Genomic DNA, 17,598 nt, shown 5'->3' with positions numbered 1-17,598 from the left:
CAACTCCCTCCCGCTCGCTACGGTTTTCTTAGGCGTTATTGAGTTAACTATCATCCAGCCAGGTTCCACAGAAAGCCAACGATGAATTTCGCCGCTACCGCCGCCCTCTCGCTTGCCATGTCCACCGATGCCTTCGCGGCGGCCGTGGGCAAGGGCGCCGCCCTGCACAAGCCGCAATGGCGCGAGGCGCTGCGCACGGGCCTGATCTTTGGCGTCATCGAAGCCATCACGCCCATCATCGGCTGGGCCCTGGGCAGCGTGGCCGCGCCCTACGTGGAAGCGTGGGACCACTGGATCGCCTTCAGCCTGCTGGGCATCATCGGCTTGCTGATGATACGCAATGCCCTCAGCGATAGCGACGAGGAGGAAGCGCCAGCGCAGTCGCACTCGTTCTGGGTGCTGGCCGTGACGGGCTTGGCCACCAGCATCGACGCCATGGTGGTGGGCGCGGGCCTGGCCTTGTTGGGCGCAAATATTGTCGTCACGGCGGCCGCTATCGGCTTTTCCACCTTCGTCATGGTCACCCTGGGCGTGATGCTGGGCCGCGTGCTGGGCACGGTAGCGGGCAGGCGCGCCGAGCTGGTGGGCGGCCTGGTGCTGATCGTCATCGGCTGCGCAATCCTGTACGAGCATATCGGCCATCCGGCCTGAGGCCTGGCAAGGCCCGCGCACGCCACGCCCACCGGCGTGGGCACGGACGCGCTTTGTGCTACATTCAATGCTCTGCATTCCTGTCTTGCAAGGTGACCACCATGGAAACTCTTGAGCTGCTTTTTGCCGCGCTGGTGCGCGAAACGGCCGAGTCGATACGCGACCACCACGTCCCTTTTGCCATCAAACACGACGAGCGCGCCTATTTCGAGTGGATGGATGCGCATCCGGTCAATGGCTATATCCAGGAAGCGTATCGGGAGATCGAGGAAACAGCCCAACAGATCCGCGCCATTCGCGCTGGGTGATGACGGCTGCAGCAAGCTACTGCGCGGGGGGCTTTGCGGCTGGCGATGCTCACCGCACCAAAGTGAGGTTGCGCTTCTCAGCCACACATCCCCTCCGCTCGCTACGCTTGCAGCAGCCGTCGTAACGTGCGTTGGACCGTCGTCAAGAATTTGAGTATTGAGCGAGATCAATTACTCAGCTGTTCGATACGCGTAAAAAGGTCTGGGCCACGACAATCAGGTCTGGAGGCGGGAGACATGGATCAGGAACAAAAACACCAGATCAGGGGCTACGAATTTCATGTGGCGGGGGCGCTGGAGAAGGATGGGCGCTACCGGGGCATGATTTTGATCAGCAAGCGCGGCGATACGCTGCAGGTGTACGCCAAGCCCGTGCTGATTGAAACACCGAGCAGTTTCAAGTCCGTGCATGCGGCCTTGATCGAGGCGTCGGCGTATGCCCAGGAACTCATCTACAACGGCGCCATCAAGGCGTTGCTGCCGGCCGATACGCCGCTCGCCGGAAAGCAGGTGCAGCAGCCGCCGGATTTCGTTGGCAATTGATGCTGGCAAGCCCATCCGGCCACCCTGGGGCATGCGTATAATGACGCGCTTTCCCGGATGAAAACTCAACACCATGGAATTTGTGAATTTACCGCTGGTGTTTCTGGTCGGTTGCGCGCTGGTCGCCTTGCTGGCCAAGAGAAATGGTTACTCGTGGTACCTGTTTTTCTTCGCCACTGCCGTACCCGCGCCCCTGTTGCTGTTGGCCTTGCCCCATGTGCTGGGCGTGGAGACCGCTTCCCTGACCTCCGTACGGCTGGGCACGGCCCTGCTCTTTCCCTTGCTTGGCCTGCTGCTGGCCCTGCGGCGCAAGCGCTAAGGCCACTCAGCCCGCCGGCACGCCATCGGCCAGGCTCCAGCCGATGGATAGCGCCAGTTGTTGCGCTTCTTTTTCATTGCTGCAATCGTCATAGTCGCAAGTGTCCGCATACGCCCCGCACGCCTGGTTCTGGCTGATGTACGAGCCGACCCAGCGGCCATCGCGGCGCTGGCTGGCCGTGGCGCTGATGGTAAAGCCTTTGTGGATAGTGGGATTTTCAAACGACATAATTCCTCCGGTGCAAGAAGCGTCAGGAAGCTGACTGGTCTCCACTGTGCTCCACCTGCCGCCCGCAGTCTGTACGTTTGACCACACACAGAAAGTACGCGCGCGCCTGCCCGCGCGGCACCCGGTGATCGGGTATGATTTCGCCATGTGTGGACGATTCGATCAAAATGACACGGCGCGCGTGCTGGCGTCATCTTTCGGCTGGACCGGCGCGGTGCTCGACAGCGAGGCCGAGCCGCACCTGAACGTGTCGCCCGGCACTTGCCGGCCCGTGCTGCATATCCAGGATGGCGTGCGCCGCGTCGACGACGTCTTCTGGGGCTACCGGCCCGCCTGGGCCGCCCAAGCCGTGCCCGCCCCAGGCAAGAAGAAAATCCCCATCGCCATCAATGCCCGCCTGGAAAAACTGGCCGGCGCCTACTGGAAGCCCTTGCTGCGCGCGGGGCGCGGCATCGTCAGCGTTTCCGGCTGGTATGAATGGACGGGAGAGAAAGGCAGCAGGCAGCCGTGGCACATCCATCGCAAGGATCGCGCGCGCCTGTTCCTGCTGGCGCTGGCCCAGTTCGGTCACTACAAGGTGAATCGGGAGGAAGCCGGCTTCGTGCTGGTGACGGCCGACAGCCTGGGCGGCATGGTCGATCTCCACGACCGCCGCCCCGTTGCCGTCAGCCTGGAAGACGCGCACCGCTGGCTCGACCCCACGCTCACTGCCGAGCAAGCGCTGCACCTGGCGCGCACCTGCATGTTGGACGTGGAACAGTTCGAGTGGCATGCCGTCGATAATCCACTGGTGCCGTCTGCCAAACCCAAGCCGCCACCGCCGGCCGCGGCGCAAGCCACGTTTGACTGGGGAAAGGATTAAGGCAATCGCGCCAGCCGGCGCCACAGCGCTTCCATCGGCCCCTGGCGGAAGGTCTGCAGCCAGTAGTGGCTGAGCAGCACCTGCCCCGCCATGATCAGTACGGCCAGGCCCAGCATCTCGGCCGGACGCAGCGTGGCTCCCCAGCCCAGGCCCGGCCCCTGCAACAGCCAGGTGCCGATCAGCGATTGCAGCAGATAATTGCTCAGCGCCATGCGTCCCACGGGCGCCAGCCATGCGCCGAGCCAGCGCAGCATGAATTGACCGGCCAGCATCAGCGCGGCCACGTAGCCGGCCGCCAGCACGGGGCCGCCGGCGAACAGGCCCACTTCGAACAGGGCCGTATCGAACACTTGCTGATACGGATCGGCCACCTGCCACGCGATGGCCCCCGCCGCCAGCAGGTTGAACGGCAAGCCCATGCCCAGCCCCACGGCACACACGCGGCGCCACAGGCGCTGGTGGCGCTGCGGCTGCGTCAGCCAACCGCAGCGTACGGACAAGATGCCCAGCAGGAACAACACGATGATATGCGGCAGCATGACGGCGGCGTACAGCAAAGAGACGAGGAAATCGTTGGCGCGCAGCCTGGCCACGGCCCATGCGCCACCTTGCGTGTAGGTGGCGTAACGCTCCGCAAAGCCTTGCAGGTCGCGCGCGATGTCCGGCGCGCCGCCCTGCTGGCCCACAGGGATCAACAGACACATGAATAATAGAAAGCCGGCCGCCACCAGCCAGGCGCGGTTGCGCACGCGGCTGAGCCTGGAAAATGCCAGGGGCACGATCAGCATGCCGGCCACCGCATACGAGGTCAGCACATCGCCGCTCCAGATGAGGAAACCGTGCAGCAAGCCGAAGGCCATCAGCCAGCGCAAACGGCGCCGGTAGGCCGCTTGCGCCAGCTCCCGGCTGCCCAGCTGACGCTGCAAGGAACGTGTCTGCAAGGCAAAACCGGCGCCGAACAAAAACGCGAAGATGGGATAGAACTTGAATTGCGCCAGCGCCGCGACAAAAAAAATGACCAGCTGGTCGAGCACGGGCGGCTGCGCCGGCAAGGTGCCGTAGCGCAAGGAAATCGTGCCCCAGGCAAAGCCCCAGATATTCACCAGCAGGATGCCGAACACGGCGATGCCGCGCAGCACGTCGAGCTGCAGCAATCTGCCGGGCTTGGCGGACATGGAGTTCAGGGCGTTCAGGGACGCGCCAGGGTGGGATAGTCGCCCACCTGCAGGCTGAAGCCGGACGCATCCGATTGCAGCCGCGCCTGGCCGCCGAACGGCAAGGTGACCCGGCGGCGGACGTGGCCGAATTCGAGTCCCGTCAGCACGGGCACGGGCAAGCGCTGGCGCACGTAGGCCAGCATGGCGTCAACATCATAGCCGTTATCCATCGGGCTCAATTTATAGCCGGAAAAATCACCGAGCACCACCGCTTGCTGGCGGCCAATGATACCCGCGTACAGCAATTGCAGCAGCATGCGCTCGACCCGGTACGGGTGCTCGTTGACGTCTTCCAGGAACAAAATGCCGCCGTCGACCTGCGGGAAATACGGCGTGCCCAGCAGATGGACCAGCATGGCCAGGTTGCCACCCCACAATGTTCCCGTGACCTCGACCTGCGGATTGCCCGCTGCCGTGCCCGTCACAGTGTGCGTGGGGCCTGCCAGGCACGACCAGAGCTGGTCGAGCGTAAATTGTTCGGGCTCGTCGCGGATGAAATCGTCGCAGAGCATGGGGCCGGCAAAGCTGGCGCGGCCCGTTTTTGCCAGCAAGCCCATGTGGAAAGCCGTGAAATCGCTGTAGCCGACAAACAGTTTGCCGCTGGCGGCCATGGCAGTAAAGTCGATGTCGGGCAGGATGCGGCTGAGGCCGTAGCTGCCGCGCAAGGCGATCACCACCTGCACGTCCGGGTCGGCTGCCGCCGCGTTCAGCTGCGCCAGACGGCCCGCATCCGTGCCGCCGAAGCGCTGGAATATGTGGTCGTGCTTGTAGTAATTATGGACGGTGGCGCCTTGCGCCTGCAAGCGGGCGATGCCGCGCGCCAAGGCCGCCTCGTCGGGCGCATAGCCGCCCGGCGCGACGATGGCGATGCCAATCTCAGGTGTTTTCAAAATATGCCTGGCTAGTCAAGTGGTGGGCGCGCCTAGGCTGGCTGGGAGCGCATCTGGGGCGCCATCTTACCTTGCAGATGCACATCGATCAAGGCGAGCAGGCGCTCGATCAGCTGGGGCGGCATGTCGTGCCCCATGCCTTCGATCACTTCCAGCCGGGCGCCCGGGATCAGCGCCGCCGTGTCGATGCCGCAGGCGACGGGTATCAGGGGGTCGGCCGCGCCATGGATCACCAGCGCCGGGCAGCTGATGCTCGGCAGCAAGGCCGTACGCTCGCCCGAGGCGGCAATGGCCACCATTTGCCGCGCCACGCCTTCCGGGCAACTGCCGCGCTGCAACGCCGCTTCGATGCGCTGGTACAGCAGTTTTTCCGAGACGGGATAGGCGGGACTGCCGATGACGCGCACGGTGGACGCCATGTGCGCCATCAGTTCGGCCCGGCTGGCATTGCGTTTCGGCCGTTGCAATAAAGCGTTGCGCGCGGCCCGCGTGGGGCCGGGCAAGCCGCGCCGGCCGCTGCTCGACATGATGGAGGTCAGGCTGAGCACTTGCTGCGGCGCGCGCGCCGCCATCACTTGCGCGATCATGCCGCCCATCGACACGCCGATCACGTGCGCCTGGGCAATGCGCAGGGCCGCCAGCAAGCCCAGCGCGTCTTCGGCCATGTCATCAAGGGTGTAGGAAGTCTTGAGGGGCCAGCCGACGAGGTTTTTCACGTAGGCCAGCGGCAAATAGGGTTTGCCCGCCAGCGCCATCTTGCTCGACAGACCGCTATCGCGGTTGTCGAAACGCAAGACGCGAAACCCTTGCTCGACGATGCCATCGACGAATTCCGCCGGCCAGGCGATCAGTTGCATGCCCAGCCCCATGACCAGCAGCACGCACGGATCGTTGGGGTCGCCGTGGCTCTCATAAGCTATGTTGAGGCCGTTCGCCATGATGGTTGCCATGATTGCCTCTCTTCCAGGAACCAGCACGCAGGCACGATCGCTGCGGCCATGGAGTCAGCATACCACTATTGTGATCTTGCCATCATGACTCATGCGGAAGTCCATCTGAAGTGTTGCCGCGCCGGTACGCCGGGCGGCAACGGTGCTGCTACTTACTTGGCTTTTGGCAAGGAATCGGCCAGGTCCACCCAGCTTTGCGGCTGCGGCTTGCCCCGTTCGCGCACGCCGAAGAAGGAGACCACTTGCGTGCCGTCGTTGTCGAAGAACTCGACCGAGGTGACGCCGCCGCGCTTGACGACCCAGCCGCTGCGCAGGGCCGTGTCGCGGATGTGCAGGTTGAAGTCCGGGTCCAGCACATTGAAGAAGCCGCCGGCGGCCATGGTTTTCCCGATCTTGCCGCTGTAGATCTGCGTCAAGCCGTCATTGCCCAGGAACACCATGATGGCGACCTTGTCCTTCGCTGCGTTTTCCAGCAAGGTGCGCAGCGCTTGCGGCGTCACGCGCTCGACCACGCCGGCTGGCGCCAGGCGCAGCGCCTGTTCGCGCGTCAAGTGGAATTCGCGCATGATTTGCGCAAACTGGTGCACGTCCGTCATGTCTTTCCAGGCCAGCTGGAATTCCTTGACGTCGATCTCGGCATCCGGTTTTTCCGCCGCTTTCGGCGCCACGGCCAGCACGTTCAGCTCCGCACTTTGCTGTGGCAGACGGAAGGTCGCCACCAATTTATCGTAGACGGCCACGCCCGGCTCATTGCGCAAATAGATCTTGTGCACGGCCGTGCCGTTGGCGTCAAAAAACTGCAGGCTGCGCGTCGGCTTGCCATCGCGGCCTGCCTGTTCCACGGCAAATGCGTATTTCCAGTGTTCAAAGTGGAAACGCAGGTCGATCTGGCCGCCCAGGTAGCCGCCGGCGATATTGCGCTGGCGCGCCTGCGTTTCCGGGTCCTTGGCATCGGCCTGCTCGGATTTATCGCCCGCCTGCTTGAACTTGCTGGCGACGCCCGTCGTTTCGATAACGCCGTTTTCATTGCGCGTGATCGCTTGCACGATGCCCAGGTCCAGCGCGGCGCGCATGATTTCGCGCGGCTGGTTACCGTCCGCCTGCAGGCGCGTGACGCCCTTGCCGATATTGGTTGCCAGCAATTGCGCTTCGGACACACCCAGCGCGCGCGCCGCGTCGCGGATCTGCAGCTTCGGCTGCTCCGTGCGCAAGGTGGACCAGCGTTCCGCCAGGGTGGCTGGGGCCGCGTATGCGTTTGCAATCAGCAGGCTGCCTAGCAGGGATAGAACGAGTTTGGATAACTTCATAGAGAGACCATTCAATCAAACATGGAAAAAAAGAGGGGCAAGCACCCCTCCCCGGTAAAAATTTAGAAGTTCACGCTGAGGCTGGCGGCGACGTTCCGGCCCGGCTTGGCGTAGCGCTCGATCTCGGCGCGGGTAGCCACCGTGGTGCCGGCGGACAGGCTGCGCGCGGCGGCGTAATCCCAGTACTTGCGATCCGTCAAGTTGTACACGCCGACGATGATCTTCGCGTTCTTGTGCACATTCCAGTAGGTCGCCAGGTCGAAGATGGTGTACGACGGCACGGTGAAGCGCGGCGCGGTCGTACCCATCAGCAAGTCGTTCGGCGCCTGTTTCTCGCCTGCATGCAAGGCCGTCAGCTCCAGGCCGAACAAATTGTTGCTATGGTCGTAGCCGAAAGTCAGCGCCGTCTTGGCCGGCGCCACCGAGGCCAGGCCGCCGCTCTCGCCCGTCCGGGTATTGAAGGAACGGCCCTTGGCCACGCCCGTGGCCAGGTCGACGCGGTAGCCCTGCATCGCGGGCGACCAGGCGCCCAGCTCCGCGCGCAGGCTCAGCTCGCCACCCCAGGTACGGGCATTGCCGATGTTTTCCGGACGGAACAGGCCCTGCACGATGGTCGGATAGTTCACCGGATCATCTTCCTGCGCCACATACTCGATCATGTCCTTGTATTCCGTCTGGTAGACGGAGGCGTGCATGCTCAAGCCCTTGACGATGTCGCCCTTCAAGCCCAGCTCATAGGCCTGGCTGGTTTCCTTGCGCAAGTTCGCATTGCCCAGCACGGCATAGCCCGTACCCGCGCCCGTATAGCTGAAGGAATCATAGGTGCCCGTGCGCTCGGCCGCCGTCGGCAAGCGCGTGCCGCGCGTCACGGTGGCATAGGCATGCATTTGCGGCAACACTTCCACGGACAAGCTCAGGCTGGGCGTGAAATAGGTGTCGCTATCCTTGCGCACTTCCTTGGCCGCGCTGGGCACGGCGATCACGTAGTTTTGCAGGTTTTTCGGCTCCAGCTTGCGGTAGTCGGCGCGCAGGCCCGGCGTCAGCACGGCTTTCTTGCCAGCAAGATTAAAGCTGAGGTCGTCGCGCACATACACGGCCAGCTTGGTCGTGTCCATGTCGGCCATGCGGTTCTTGCGTGTGATCTGGTGCACACCTGTGGCGATGATGGTGCGGTCTTCCACCCATGGACGGCGCGATTGCGCCTGTTCCAGTTGCACGCCGTACAGCAGCGCGTTGTCGGCGTTGAGCTGCTTGAACGCTTCCGAGCTCAGGCCGATGCTGTCATTCTTGAAGCTGGTGGCTATGGTACGCTGGGACGGGCTGCCAAACGTGTAGCGGCCTTGCGTCTTGTCATCGATTTTCGCATTCTGCAGATACACTTTCGACGTCAGGCGGTCGAACAGGGCGAAGTCTTTCAGTGCCACATCGTGGCCCAGGCTGACGCGCGTGCGCCTGGTGGTGGAATCCTGCTGCACGCCCGTCGGATAATACGTGCTGACCTTGTTGCGCAGATCGCGTTTGTTCTTGCGTTCGAACATGTCGACCGTCAAGTCCAGCTTTTGTTCACCCGGCAAGGCCCACACCAGCTTGGACAGCAAGGCGTTCGAATGCCAGTCGTCGGGATTGACGGGGGTGCTGCCGCGGCTGCCCGTCTGTTCGCCGTCGCGGTGCACATACACGGCCAGCCCTTGCAGACTGGCGCCGAGCTTGGCGGCACCCGTCAGCGTGTGCGCATTGCTGCGGTCGGCCGTGGCGCGGCCGTATTTATACGCCACGTAATGGTCCTGCCCGTCGCCCAGGTAATCCTCGGGCGACTTGGTGATGAAGGCCACGCCGCCGCCCAGGCCCGGATTGGCGCCGCTGACGCCCGTCGTGCCCGAATCGATGCGCACTTCGCGGAAGGTTTCAGGATCGAAATAGTCACGGCCCGTGCCGAAGGCGTTCAGGGTGGTGCCATCGGGCTTCGGCGCCGCATCCGGCAGGGAAATGCCATCGACGTCCAGGCTGACCCGGTTGCCTTCCAGGCCACGGATGTTATAGCCGGTGTTGCCCGAACCATCCCACACGCTGCCGCCGCCCGATGCCGCCATTGGCGTGCTGATCAGCGGCTGGTAGCGCACGATGCCTGCCATGTCCGTCACGCCACGGCGCTCCAGGTCGTCGCTGGTAATGACCGTCCTGGTGCCGGCGCGGCGCTCGTAATCCTGCTTGGCGTTGACGACGATTTCCGGGAAGACTGGTAGCTTGGCCGGTTCCTGGGCGGCCGTGCCAGCGTTGATGGGGGCCGTTTGCGCGACGGCAGGCAGCAGCGGCGCTGCAAACAGGCCCAGCAAGGCGGCGCGCAGCACCAGGTTGTGGCGGCGGACAGGCAGTTGGGAGGCAGGAACAACGGGGGCAGCGAAGCGCTGCATAGGCACAGTAGTCATGATGATCCGGTCTAAGAGTAAAAGCTGGCTCTTGAACCCGGATCGATAACGATGCGCAAGGAAAGTTTGCTGGCGAAAACAACACTGTAACACGAATCATTCTCATTTGAGAATGACAAAGTAGTCTAGACAGATGTTATTGCGCAACAATTGTAAAAATGCCAGCCGCGATGGCTGGCATGGCTAACAGGCCGAAGGATGGGCCAGCTTGCGCGCTTGCGCCTGCGCGCGGCGGCGCTCGGCAAAGAAGCGCTTGAGGAAGGCGCCGCACTCGTCGGCCAGCACGCCGCCAACGGTCGCCGTCTGGTGATTCAGCGCCGGCTGCTCGAACAGGTTCAGCACGGAACCGCAGGCGCCCGTCTTCGGATCGCCCGCGCCGTACACCACGCGCGACAGGCGCGCATGCAGCATGGCGCCCGAGCACATCACGCACGGTTCCAGCGTCACATACAGCTCGCAGCCGGGCAAGCGGTAGTTACCCAGCTTTTCAGCGGCCGCGCGCAAGGCCATCACTTCCGCGTGCGCCGTCGGGTCGTGGCGGCCGATGGGCTGATTGTAGCCCACGGCGATGACTTCGCCATCCTTGACGACGACGGCGCCGACGGGCACTTCGCCCAGGTCCCACGCGTGCTGGGCCTGCTCCAGCGCCAGCTGCATGTAGCGCGCGTCCTGCGCGCCAGCCTGCGTTTCAGTCATCGGTTACTTCTGCCCAGCAATTCGGCGTTTCATGCAGCACCAGCTTATGCAAGTGCAAGCCGGTGCCGAAATGGTCCTTGAAAGCGGCCTTGAGGATCTCGAAGGCGATGCGCGCCAGGTTTTCCACGGTCGGGATGCGGTCGATGACGACGGTTTTATGGTCGGGCAAGCTGGCCAGGAAGTCGCGCACGGCCGTATCTTTTTCGTAGACGAGGAAGGCGTGGTCCCACACGTCGACCAGGTGCTGCTTGGCCAGGGTTTTCACGTCGGAAAAGTCCATGATCATGCCATTGTCGGAATTGCCTTCCGCTTCGATGACCTTGCCGACCAGGGTGATTTCCACCGTGTAGCGGTGGCCGTGCAGGTTGCGGCACTGGCTTTTGTGGTCGGGAATGCGGTGGCCCGCGTCGAATTCGAGCTTGCGTGTGATAGTCAGCATATTATTGTGAATACTATTATTTAAGGGATTTGCAGGAGTTTATGGGTTTGCAGGCTCAGCTTCCACTTCGGGTTGCTTTTGCACGTCTCGATGGCCAGCTGCATGTTATGCGCGGCCAGAGGGCCGTCCATCGCCTGCACGAAGAAGTTCTCGAAGTCCAGTTGCTCGTAGGCGGCCAGGTCTTGCTGGAACTGGGGAATGACCACCTTGATTTCGTTACCCTTGTGCACGACCAGGGTGGAGCCCATCTTCGGGCTGACGCAGATCCAGTCCACGCCGGCCGGCACGGGCAAGGTGCCATTCGTTTCGATGGCGATGGTAAAGCCCACGGCATGCATAGCGTCGATCAGGGCCGTGTCCAGTTGCAGCAGCGGCTCGCCGCCCGTAAACACCACGTATTTGCTCGGCGCGTAGCTGGCCGGCCACAGGCTGTCGATCAAGGTGGCCAGTTCCTGCGGCGTCTTGAACTTGCCGCCCAGTTCGCCATCCGTGCCGACGAAATCCGTGTCGCAGAATTGGCACACGGCCGTGGCGCGGTCGCTTTCGCGGCCCGTCCACAGGTTGCAGCCGGAAAAGCGGCAAAACACGGCCGGACGGCCTGCATGCGCGCCTTCGCCCTGCAGAGTGTAAAAAATCTCTTTGATGCTATAAGTCACTGTATTTCCTAAGAGCTGGCTGGCGCAATGCGCCGTCACCGCAAAAGCCGATTGACAACCCTCTATTATATGCCGCCAAGACACTTCCCGTGCAAATGCCGTGCCCGCCACCTGCCGCTGCGGCATCGAGGGCCAAGAAAGCGACACTGGCAAACATAACAGCGCAGCTTTTGCGTTTAGACAATATAAATAGCCCCAAGTTAATATATTTTCTGTAATAACATTGCCCGTTGGAAAATATTTTTGGAGCGAGGAAATGATGCAACGCTGGCTACGCATGCCGTACCGCCTGAGTATTCTGGCCTGCCTGGCGGCTGCCGCACTCGCTTGCGTGCACGCCAGCCATGCCGCCGGGACGCTACCGCCGGCTGGCACGCCCTCCCCCTTGATGCTGGCCTGTGCCATCCTGCTCGGTGCGCTGGCCCTGCTGCTGTGGCGCCAGCACCGCCTGGCGCTGCGCCTGCAGGCGCTGGAACAGCTGCGCGCGCAGGCCGAGCAGGCGCGCCTGGCCGGCGAGCAGCACAAGGCGCGCGCACAGGAACGCCTGCGCATCGGGCGCGACATCCACGATGACCTGGGCCAGCATCTGCTGACCCTGAAAATCGACCTGGCCATGCTGCAGACCAGCACGCATGACGCGGCGCCCTTGCTGGCGCGGCAACTGGCCATGATGGCGCGCAATGTCGACCTCAGCATCGCGGCGCTGCGCTGCGTCATCCATGACTTGCGCCCACCCGCCCTCGACGCCGGCTTGCAAGCGGCGTGCGACGGGCTGCTGGCAGACTTCAGGCGCACCACGGGCATCGATTGCAGCTGCGATTACCGGCTCGACGCCGCCGCCGGCAGCGCGCATGGCCCCCTGCTGTATCACGCGCTGCAGGAAGCGCTGGCGAACATCGCCCGCCATGCGCGCGCCACGCATGTCTCGCTGAGCCTGCAGCAAGCGGGAACCACCCTGGCATGCCGCATCAGCGACGATGGCGTCGGGCTGTCGGGCTCGCCGCCGCGCCTCGGCTGCGGCCTGTCCGGCATGCATGAGCGCGTGGCTGCCGCCGGCGGCAGCCTGCACATCGAAAGCCACAGCGGCGCCGGCACCACCTTGCACCTGTCGCTGCCACTGCCACTGCCAGGAGGCGATGATGAGGCGATGGTGCATCGCTGAAAATATTGCTCAATATCAACACCATCGCTTCTCCACGCTGCATCATGGCCAGCGAGCCAGCCCCATTCACCCCAAGAAGGATGCTTACATGCCGGATAGCCATGCACATGCCAGCACATCGCCCTGCGATGAAGCCCAGGGTTTCGCCGTCAAGATGATGGAATTGCTGGTGGTGCCCACCTTTGTCCTCGACGTGCATGGCCATGTGATGATCTGGAACCGCGCCTGCGAGCAACTGACGGGCGTGCCGGCGGCAGAAGTGCTGCGCACGCGCGAGCCGGGCCGCTGCTTCTACAATGACGAGCGCCCCACCCTGGCCGACCTGCTGCTGGCCGGGCGCGGCGGCGACATGCGCGCGCTGCACGCGCAACAGCAATACCGCGGCAGCACAGGCAGCAATCTGTGCGCGGAGAACTGGTGCGACATGCCGCGCACGGGGCGACGGCGCTACCTGGCCGTCGATGCCAGCCCCATCTATGGCAACCACGGCGAATTGATCGCCGTGGTGGAAACCCTGCGCGACATGACGGAGGAAAAACGCGCGCACGTGGAACTGGAACGCCTGGCCACGCGCGATGGCCTGACGGGCCTGGCAAACCGACGCTGCTTCGACGACACCATGCTGGCCGAGTGGCAGCGCGCCCAGCGGCAGGGCCAGCCCCTGTCGCTGCTGATGGTCGATGTCGACAATTTCAAGGAATACAACGACAGCCACGGCCACCAGGGCGGCGACCTGTGCCTGCGCAAGGTGGCCGGCGCCGTGGCCAGCGAAATGCGCGCGAACGACTTGGTGGCCCGCTATGGCGGCGAAGAATTTGCCGTCATCCTGCCGAACCAGTCGCTCAAGGGCGCGGCCATCGTGGCCGAACGCATCCGCCAGCGCGTGGAGCGGCTGCAACTGCCGCGCAAGCGTCCCGACGGCGCCTGCGTCACCGTCAGCATCGGCGCCGCCACGGCCCTGCCCGGTCCCGGCACGCAACTGGGACAACTGATCCACACGGCCGACTGCGCCCTGTACCGCGCCAAGCACCTGGGCCGCAACCGCATCAGCCTGCCGGAAACGACGCTCACATAAGCAACAAGGAAGCAAGACCAAATTTGGTGTATATTTGGTCCTGTCGCAGTATTTTTCTCATTTGGGGCCGCCATGAACTTCAAGGAACGCATCAAGCCGATTTCCTACCTGAAGGCCAATACGACGGAAATCGTCAACGGCTTCGACGCAGGCCAGGACGAACCCATCATCATCACGCAAAATGGCGAAGCGAAGATGGTCGTGCTGTCCATGCACGCGTATCAGGAAGGCAAGCGGCAGGCGCGGCAGATGCAGGAACAGCACGCATTCATGAAGCTGATCGCCATGGGCAACCAGGAAATCGCGCGCGGCGACGTGGTGTCCGAAGAGGACTTCCTGGCCGGCCTTGACCAGGCTTGAAGTGGCGCGCATCGTCGTGCTCAACAGCGCCGCAGCCGATTTCAATGAACTGCGCAGCGACTTCCAGGCGCGCCATACGGCCGCCGCCCAGGCGCAGTTCCTCCTGGCCTTCCGGCAATTATTCACTGACCTGAAAGCCTTTCCCGACAGCGGCGCCCCCATCGAGGCCGCCCGGGAAGTCGGCTTGGATGTGCGGCAACGCCTGTGCGAAGACATCCGCGTCGTCTACCACCATGACCGTGCGCACGGCATCGTCTATATCCGCATGTTCCTGCCGACCCGGCGCGATTTCCTGACGCATCTGACGACACGCATCCTGCGGCCCGACTTTTAGAGCCCCTAACATAACCTACTGCGCGTCGCAATTTGCGGCCTGCGATGCTCACTGTGCTCTAGCACAGTTGCGCGTCTCGGCCACAACTTGCTGCCGCTCGCTACGGTTCTGTTAGGAGCTCTTAATCTCGCCCCTATGCAGGGCGGCACGAATATTCTATGCTGCGGCGTTGCACTTTCCACATTCCAAGAAAAGAAGGAGCCCCCGTGTCAAGAATCATGCCTGTTTTATTACCCGCTTTCGCCCTGACCCTGTCGGCCATGGCCGCGTCGAACCTGGGCGCCGCGCCCGTCAAACCGGCCGCTGCCCAAAGCGCTGCCGCCAGCAAGGCCGATTTGCTGCCGTTCAAGGCGACGGAAAAGACCCTGGCCAATGGCTTGAAAATCATCATCGTGCCGACCGGCTTCCCGAACCTCGTTTCGCTGCAGATTCCCGTGCAGACGGGTTCGCGCAATGAAGTCGAGCCGGGCAAGTCCGGCTTTGCCCACTTTTTCGAGCACATGATGTTCCGCGGCACCAAGGCTTATCCGCCCGAGAAATACCAGGAAGTCATCACCCGCGCCGGCGCGCGCCAGAATGCGTATACGAGCGACGACCTGACCAATTACCACACGACGTTTGCCAAGCAGGACCTGGAAACCGTGCTGAAGGTGGAAGCGGACCGCTTCCAGCACCTCGACTATGCGGAAGACGCGTTCAAGACGGAATCGCGGGCCGTGCTGGGCGAGTACAACAAGAACAGCGCCAATCCCGTCTCGAAACTGTTCGAAGTGATGCGCGACAGCGCCTACACGACGCATACCTACAAGCACACGACGATGGGTTTCATCCAGGACATCGAAGACATGCCGAACCAGTATGCGTATTCGAAGCTCTTCTTCGACCGCTGGTACCGTCCCGAGCGCACCACCATCATCATCGCCGGCGACGTGGAACCGCAGCAAGCCATCGCACTGGTGGAAAAATACTGGAGCAGCTGGCAGCGCGGCAAGCAGCAGGCGGCCGTCCCCGTGGAACCCGCGCCGCGTGGCCCCGTCTACAAGCACGTGGCCTGGCCCACGCCGACCCTGCCGTGGGTAGCCGTGGGCTTCCACGCGCCCGCTTTTTCCGTCAAGGACAAGGACCAGGCCGCGCTGGCAACCCTGCTGTCGCTGTCGTTCGGCCGCACCTCGCCGCTGTACAAGCGCCTGGTGCAGAACGAGCAAAAGGTCGACCAGCTGTTCGACATGACGCCGGAGCGGGTCGACCCGACCCTGGCCGTGCTGGGCGCGCGCGTGAAAAACATCGATGACGCCGTCTACGTGCGCGACGCCATCCTGGCCACCGTGGCGCGGCTGCGCGACACGCCCGTCAGCGACAAAGACCTGGCGGACGCCAAGTCGGCTGAAAAATATGGCTTGATCCGCTCGCTCGACAACACGGAGCAGATCGCCGGCACCCTGGCTTCCTTCGTGCATTTCGACCGCTCGTACGCCACCATCAACCAGTACTACCGCCTGATCGATACGCTCACGCCGGCCGACCTGCAGGCGGCTGCGCGCAAATACCTGACGGACGACGGCCTGGTGGTGACCACCCTGTCGCACCAGCCGATGGCGGCCGCCATCGCCACCACGCCGACACTGGCCAGCCTGCTGCCAGCCGCCTCGAACGCGAAGTTCGACGTGCTGGTGCAAAAGTCTGCGCTGCCGCAAATCCGCTACAAGCTGCTGTTTACGGCCGGCTCCGCGCAAGACCCCAAAGGCAAGGAAGGCCTGGCCGCGCTGACGGCCGCCATGGTGGCGTCGGGCGGTTCGTCCGAGCGCAAGATCGACGAAGTCAACCAGGCCCTGTTCCCGCTGGCCGGCAGTTTTTCCCAGCAGACGGACAAGGAAATGACGACGTTTACGGGCTCCATCCACAAGGATAACTGGACCCAGTTCAACGCCATCGCCCTGCCGCTGCTGCTCTCGCCGGGTTTGCGCGAAGACGACTTCCGCCGCCTGAAGGATGCGCAAAAGAACGCGCTGCTGCTGGACCTGAAGGACAATAACGAAGAGGAATTCGCCAAGGAACGCCTGCAAACCAATGTCTACGCGGGCACGCCGTACGGCCACCCGGTGCTGGGCACGGTCGCCGGCATCGACGCCATCACCCTCGACGATGTGAAACAGTTCTGGAAGAGCGCGTATGCGCAAGGCGCCGTCAAGGTGGGCATTTCCGGCGACGTGTCCGACGCCATGACGGCCTCGCTGACGCAGGCACTCGGCAAACTGCCGGCCGGCCCCGGCTTGCCGGCCACCGTGAAGCCAGCGGGCCGCAAGGCGCAGGGCCTGGAAGTGGAAATCATCGAGAAAAACACGCGCGCCACGGCCATTTCCTTCGGCCTGCCTTTGGAGGTGACGCGCACGCACCCGGACTTCCCCGCCCTGTGGCTGGCGAAAACCTGGCTGGGCGAACACCGTGCCTCGAACTCCTACCTGTACCAGCGCATCCGTGAAATCCGCGGCATGAACTACGGCGATTACGCGTATATTGAAGCCTTCCCGCGCGGCATGTATCAATTCTTCCCGAATCCGAACCTGGGCCGCAAGGCGCAGCTGTTCGAAATCTGGATCCGCCCCGTGGCGCCCGACAACGCCCACTTCGCCCTGCGCGTGGCCCTGACGGAATTGGGCAAGCTCATCGACAACGGCTTGACGCAGGACGAGTTCGCCACCACGCGCGACTACCTGATGAAAAACGTCTTCGTCATGACCTCGACGCAGGACCAGCAACTCGGTTATGCGCTCGATTCGCAATGGTATGGCACGCCCGAGTTCACCAAGCTGATGCGCGATGGCTTGTCGACACTGACGGTGGCGGACGTCAACCGCGCCATCAAACAGCATCTGTCGGCGAAGAACCTGTCCGTGGTGATCGTCGCCAAGGATGCGGCCGGGCTGAAGGAAAAGCTCGTCAGCGACGCGTTCTCTCCCATCAAGTACGACGGCAACAAGCCGCAGTCCCTGCTCGATGAAGACAAGGTCATCGGCGCGATGAAGCTGGACATCAAGCCCGCAGCCGTCACAGTAACGCCGGCGGCGCAGGCGTTCGCGAAGTAAGCGTTTTGCCAGATCAACCTTGTCCGACAAGCTGCATGGGACAAGGTTGATCTGGTATTCGGTGCCGGAGTAGCTCAGCCGGACTGGCTACT

The 17,598-nt window shown here is 63.2% G+C and carries 19 protein-coding genes; 10 read left to right on the top strand and 9 right to left on the bottom strand.

The features are described from left to right. The first annotated feature begins 81 nt into the window (after window positions 1–81). The 4 genes from mntP (at window position 82) to AC54AF_RS17985 (ending at window position 1,821) form a co-directional block, all read left to right on the top strand. Window positions 82–651, top strand: a complete 570-nt coding sequence (gene mntP / locus AC54AF_RS18000) for a manganese efflux pump MntP (RefSeq protein ID WP_496637630.1) — start codon at window positions 82–84, stop codon at window positions 649–651. A gap of 101 nt (window positions 652–752) precedes the next feature. Next, window positions 753–959, top strand: a complete 207-nt coding sequence (locus AC54AF_RS17995; protein WP_131686454.1) for a hypothetical protein — start codon at window positions 753–755, stop codon at window positions 957–959. A 237-nt stretch (window positions 960–1,196) separates the two neighbouring features. Further along, window positions 1,197–1,502 (top strand): hypothetical protein, encoded by a 306-nt coding sequence (locus AC54AF_RS17990; RefSeq protein WP_496637629.1) that lies wholly within the window; start codon window positions 1,197–1,199, stop codon window positions 1,500–1,502. Between the two features lie 73 nt (window positions 1,503–1,575). After that, entirely contained in the window at window positions 1,576–1,821 is a 246-nt protein-coding gene (locus AC54AF_RS17985; protein ID WP_496637628.1) for a hypothetical protein, read from the top strand. 6 nt (window positions 1,822–1,827) lie between these two features. Here the strand turns inward: AC54AF_RS17985 and AC54AF_RS17980 are convergent, their stop codons facing one another. Next, window positions 1,828–2,049 carry a hypothetical protein gene (locus AC54AF_RS17980; RefSeq protein WP_496637627.1) on the bottom strand — a complete coding sequence of 74 codons (222 nt, stop codon included), beginning with the start codon at window positions 2,047–2,049 and terminating at the stop codon, window positions 1,828–1,830. Between the two features lie 145 nt (window positions 2,050–2,194). On the opposite strand from AC54AF_RS17980, the gene AC54AF_RS17975 reads away from it, so the two are divergent. Further along, window positions 2,195–2,911, top strand: coding sequence for an SOS response-associated peptidase (locus AC54AF_RS17975; RefSeq protein WP_496637626.1), 717 nt, complete (start codon window positions 2,195–2,197; stop codon window positions 2,909–2,911). Here the strand turns inward: AC54AF_RS17975 and AC54AF_RS17970 are convergent. From AC54AF_RS17970 to queE, 8 genes are all read right to left on the bottom strand, one after another. After that, window positions 2,908–4,086, bottom strand: coding sequence for a DUF418 domain-containing protein (locus AC54AF_RS17970; protein WP_496637625.1), 1,179 nt, complete (start codon window positions 4,084–4,086; stop codon window positions 2,908–2,910). The genes AC54AF_RS17975 and AC54AF_RS17970 overlap by 4 nt on opposite strands. Window positions 4,087–4,100: 14 nt before the next feature. Further along, window positions 4,101–5,018: a muramoyltetrapeptide carboxypeptidase gene (ldcA, locus tag AC54AF_RS17965; protein WP_496637624.1), complete on the bottom strand. Its 918-nt coding sequence runs from the start codon at window positions 5,016–5,018 to the stop codon at window positions 4,101–4,103. Window positions 5,019–5,050: 32 nt separating this feature from the next. Next, window positions 5,051–5,968 (bottom strand): alpha/beta fold hydrolase, encoded by a 918-nt coding sequence (locus AC54AF_RS17960; protein ID WP_131686447.1) that lies wholly within the window; start codon window positions 5,966–5,968, stop codon window positions 5,051–5,053. A 152-nt stretch (window positions 5,969–6,120) separates the two neighbouring features. Further along, on the bottom strand, window positions 6,121–7,275 hold the full coding sequence (locus AC54AF_RS17955; RefSeq protein WP_496637623.1) for a hemin-degrading factor: 1,155 nt from the start codon (window positions 7,273–7,275) through the stop codon (window positions 6,121–6,123). A gap of 62 nt (window positions 7,276–7,337) precedes the next feature. Next, on the bottom strand, window positions 7,338–9,701 hold the full coding sequence (locus AC54AF_RS17950) for a TonB-dependent hemoglobin/transferrin/lactoferrin family receptor (RefSeq protein WP_496637622.1): 2,364 nt from the start codon (window positions 9,699–9,701) through the stop codon (window positions 7,338–7,340). Window positions 9,702–9,884: 183 nt separating this feature from the next. Further along, window positions 9,885–10,397, bottom strand: coding sequence for a tRNA adenosine(34) deaminase TadA (gene tadA, locus AC54AF_RS17945; protein ID WP_496637621.1), 513 nt, complete (start codon window positions 10,395–10,397; stop codon window positions 9,885–9,887). Continuing rightward, window positions 10,390–10,836 (bottom strand): 6-carboxytetrahydropterin synthase QueD, encoded by a 447-nt coding sequence (gene queD, locus AC54AF_RS17940; protein ID WP_131686443.1) that lies wholly within the window; start codon window positions 10,834–10,836, stop codon window positions 10,390–10,392. Before queD ends, tadA begins: the two co-directional genes overlap by 8 nt. Window positions 10,837–10,856: 20 nt before the next feature. Next, window positions 10,857–11,492: a 7-carboxy-7-deazaguanine synthase gene (gene queE / locus AC54AF_RS17935; RefSeq protein ID WP_496637620.1), complete on the bottom strand. Its 636-nt coding sequence runs from the start codon at window positions 11,490–11,492 to the stop codon at window positions 10,857–10,859. 256 nt (window positions 11,493–11,748) lie between these two features. Here queE and AC54AF_RS17930 point away from each other — a divergent pair, with 256 nt between their 5' ends. The 5 genes from AC54AF_RS17930 (at window position 11,749) to AC54AF_RS17910 (ending at window position 17,506) form a co-directional block, all read left to right on the top strand. Then, entirely contained in the window at window positions 11,749–12,654 is a 906-nt protein-coding gene (locus tag AC54AF_RS17930) for a sensor histidine kinase (RefSeq protein WP_496637619.1), read from the top strand. Between the two features lie 88 nt (window positions 12,655–12,742). Then, window positions 12,743–13,729: a sensor domain-containing diguanylate cyclase gene (locus AC54AF_RS17925; RefSeq protein ID WP_496637618.1), complete on the top strand. Its 987-nt coding sequence runs from the start codon at window positions 12,743–12,745 to the stop codon at window positions 13,727–13,729. A 72-nt stretch (window positions 13,730–13,801) separates the two neighbouring features. Continuing rightward, window positions 13,802–14,089: a type II toxin-antitoxin system Phd/YefM family antitoxin gene (locus AC54AF_RS17920; RefSeq protein ID WP_496637617.1), complete on the top strand. Its 288-nt coding sequence runs from the start codon at window positions 13,802–13,804 to the stop codon at window positions 14,087–14,089. Beyond that, window positions 14,076–14,423, top strand: a complete 348-nt coding sequence (locus AC54AF_RS17915) for a type II toxin-antitoxin system RelE/ParE family toxin (protein ID WP_496637616.1) — start codon at window positions 14,076–14,078, stop codon at window positions 14,421–14,423. The genes AC54AF_RS17920 and AC54AF_RS17915 overlap by 14 nt, the downstream gene beginning before the upstream one ends. Before the next feature lie 218 nt (window positions 14,424–14,641). Then, window positions 14,642–17,506, top strand: coding sequence for a M16 family metallopeptidase (locus AC54AF_RS17910; protein ID WP_496637615.1), 2,865 nt, complete (start codon window positions 14,642–14,644; stop codon window positions 17,504–17,506). Window positions 17,507–17,598 lie beyond the last annotated feature (92 nt).

The organism is Janthinobacterium sp. JF4 (assembly GCF_059617925.1).
This window is presented reverse-complemented; position numbering and strand designations above follow the sequence as displayed.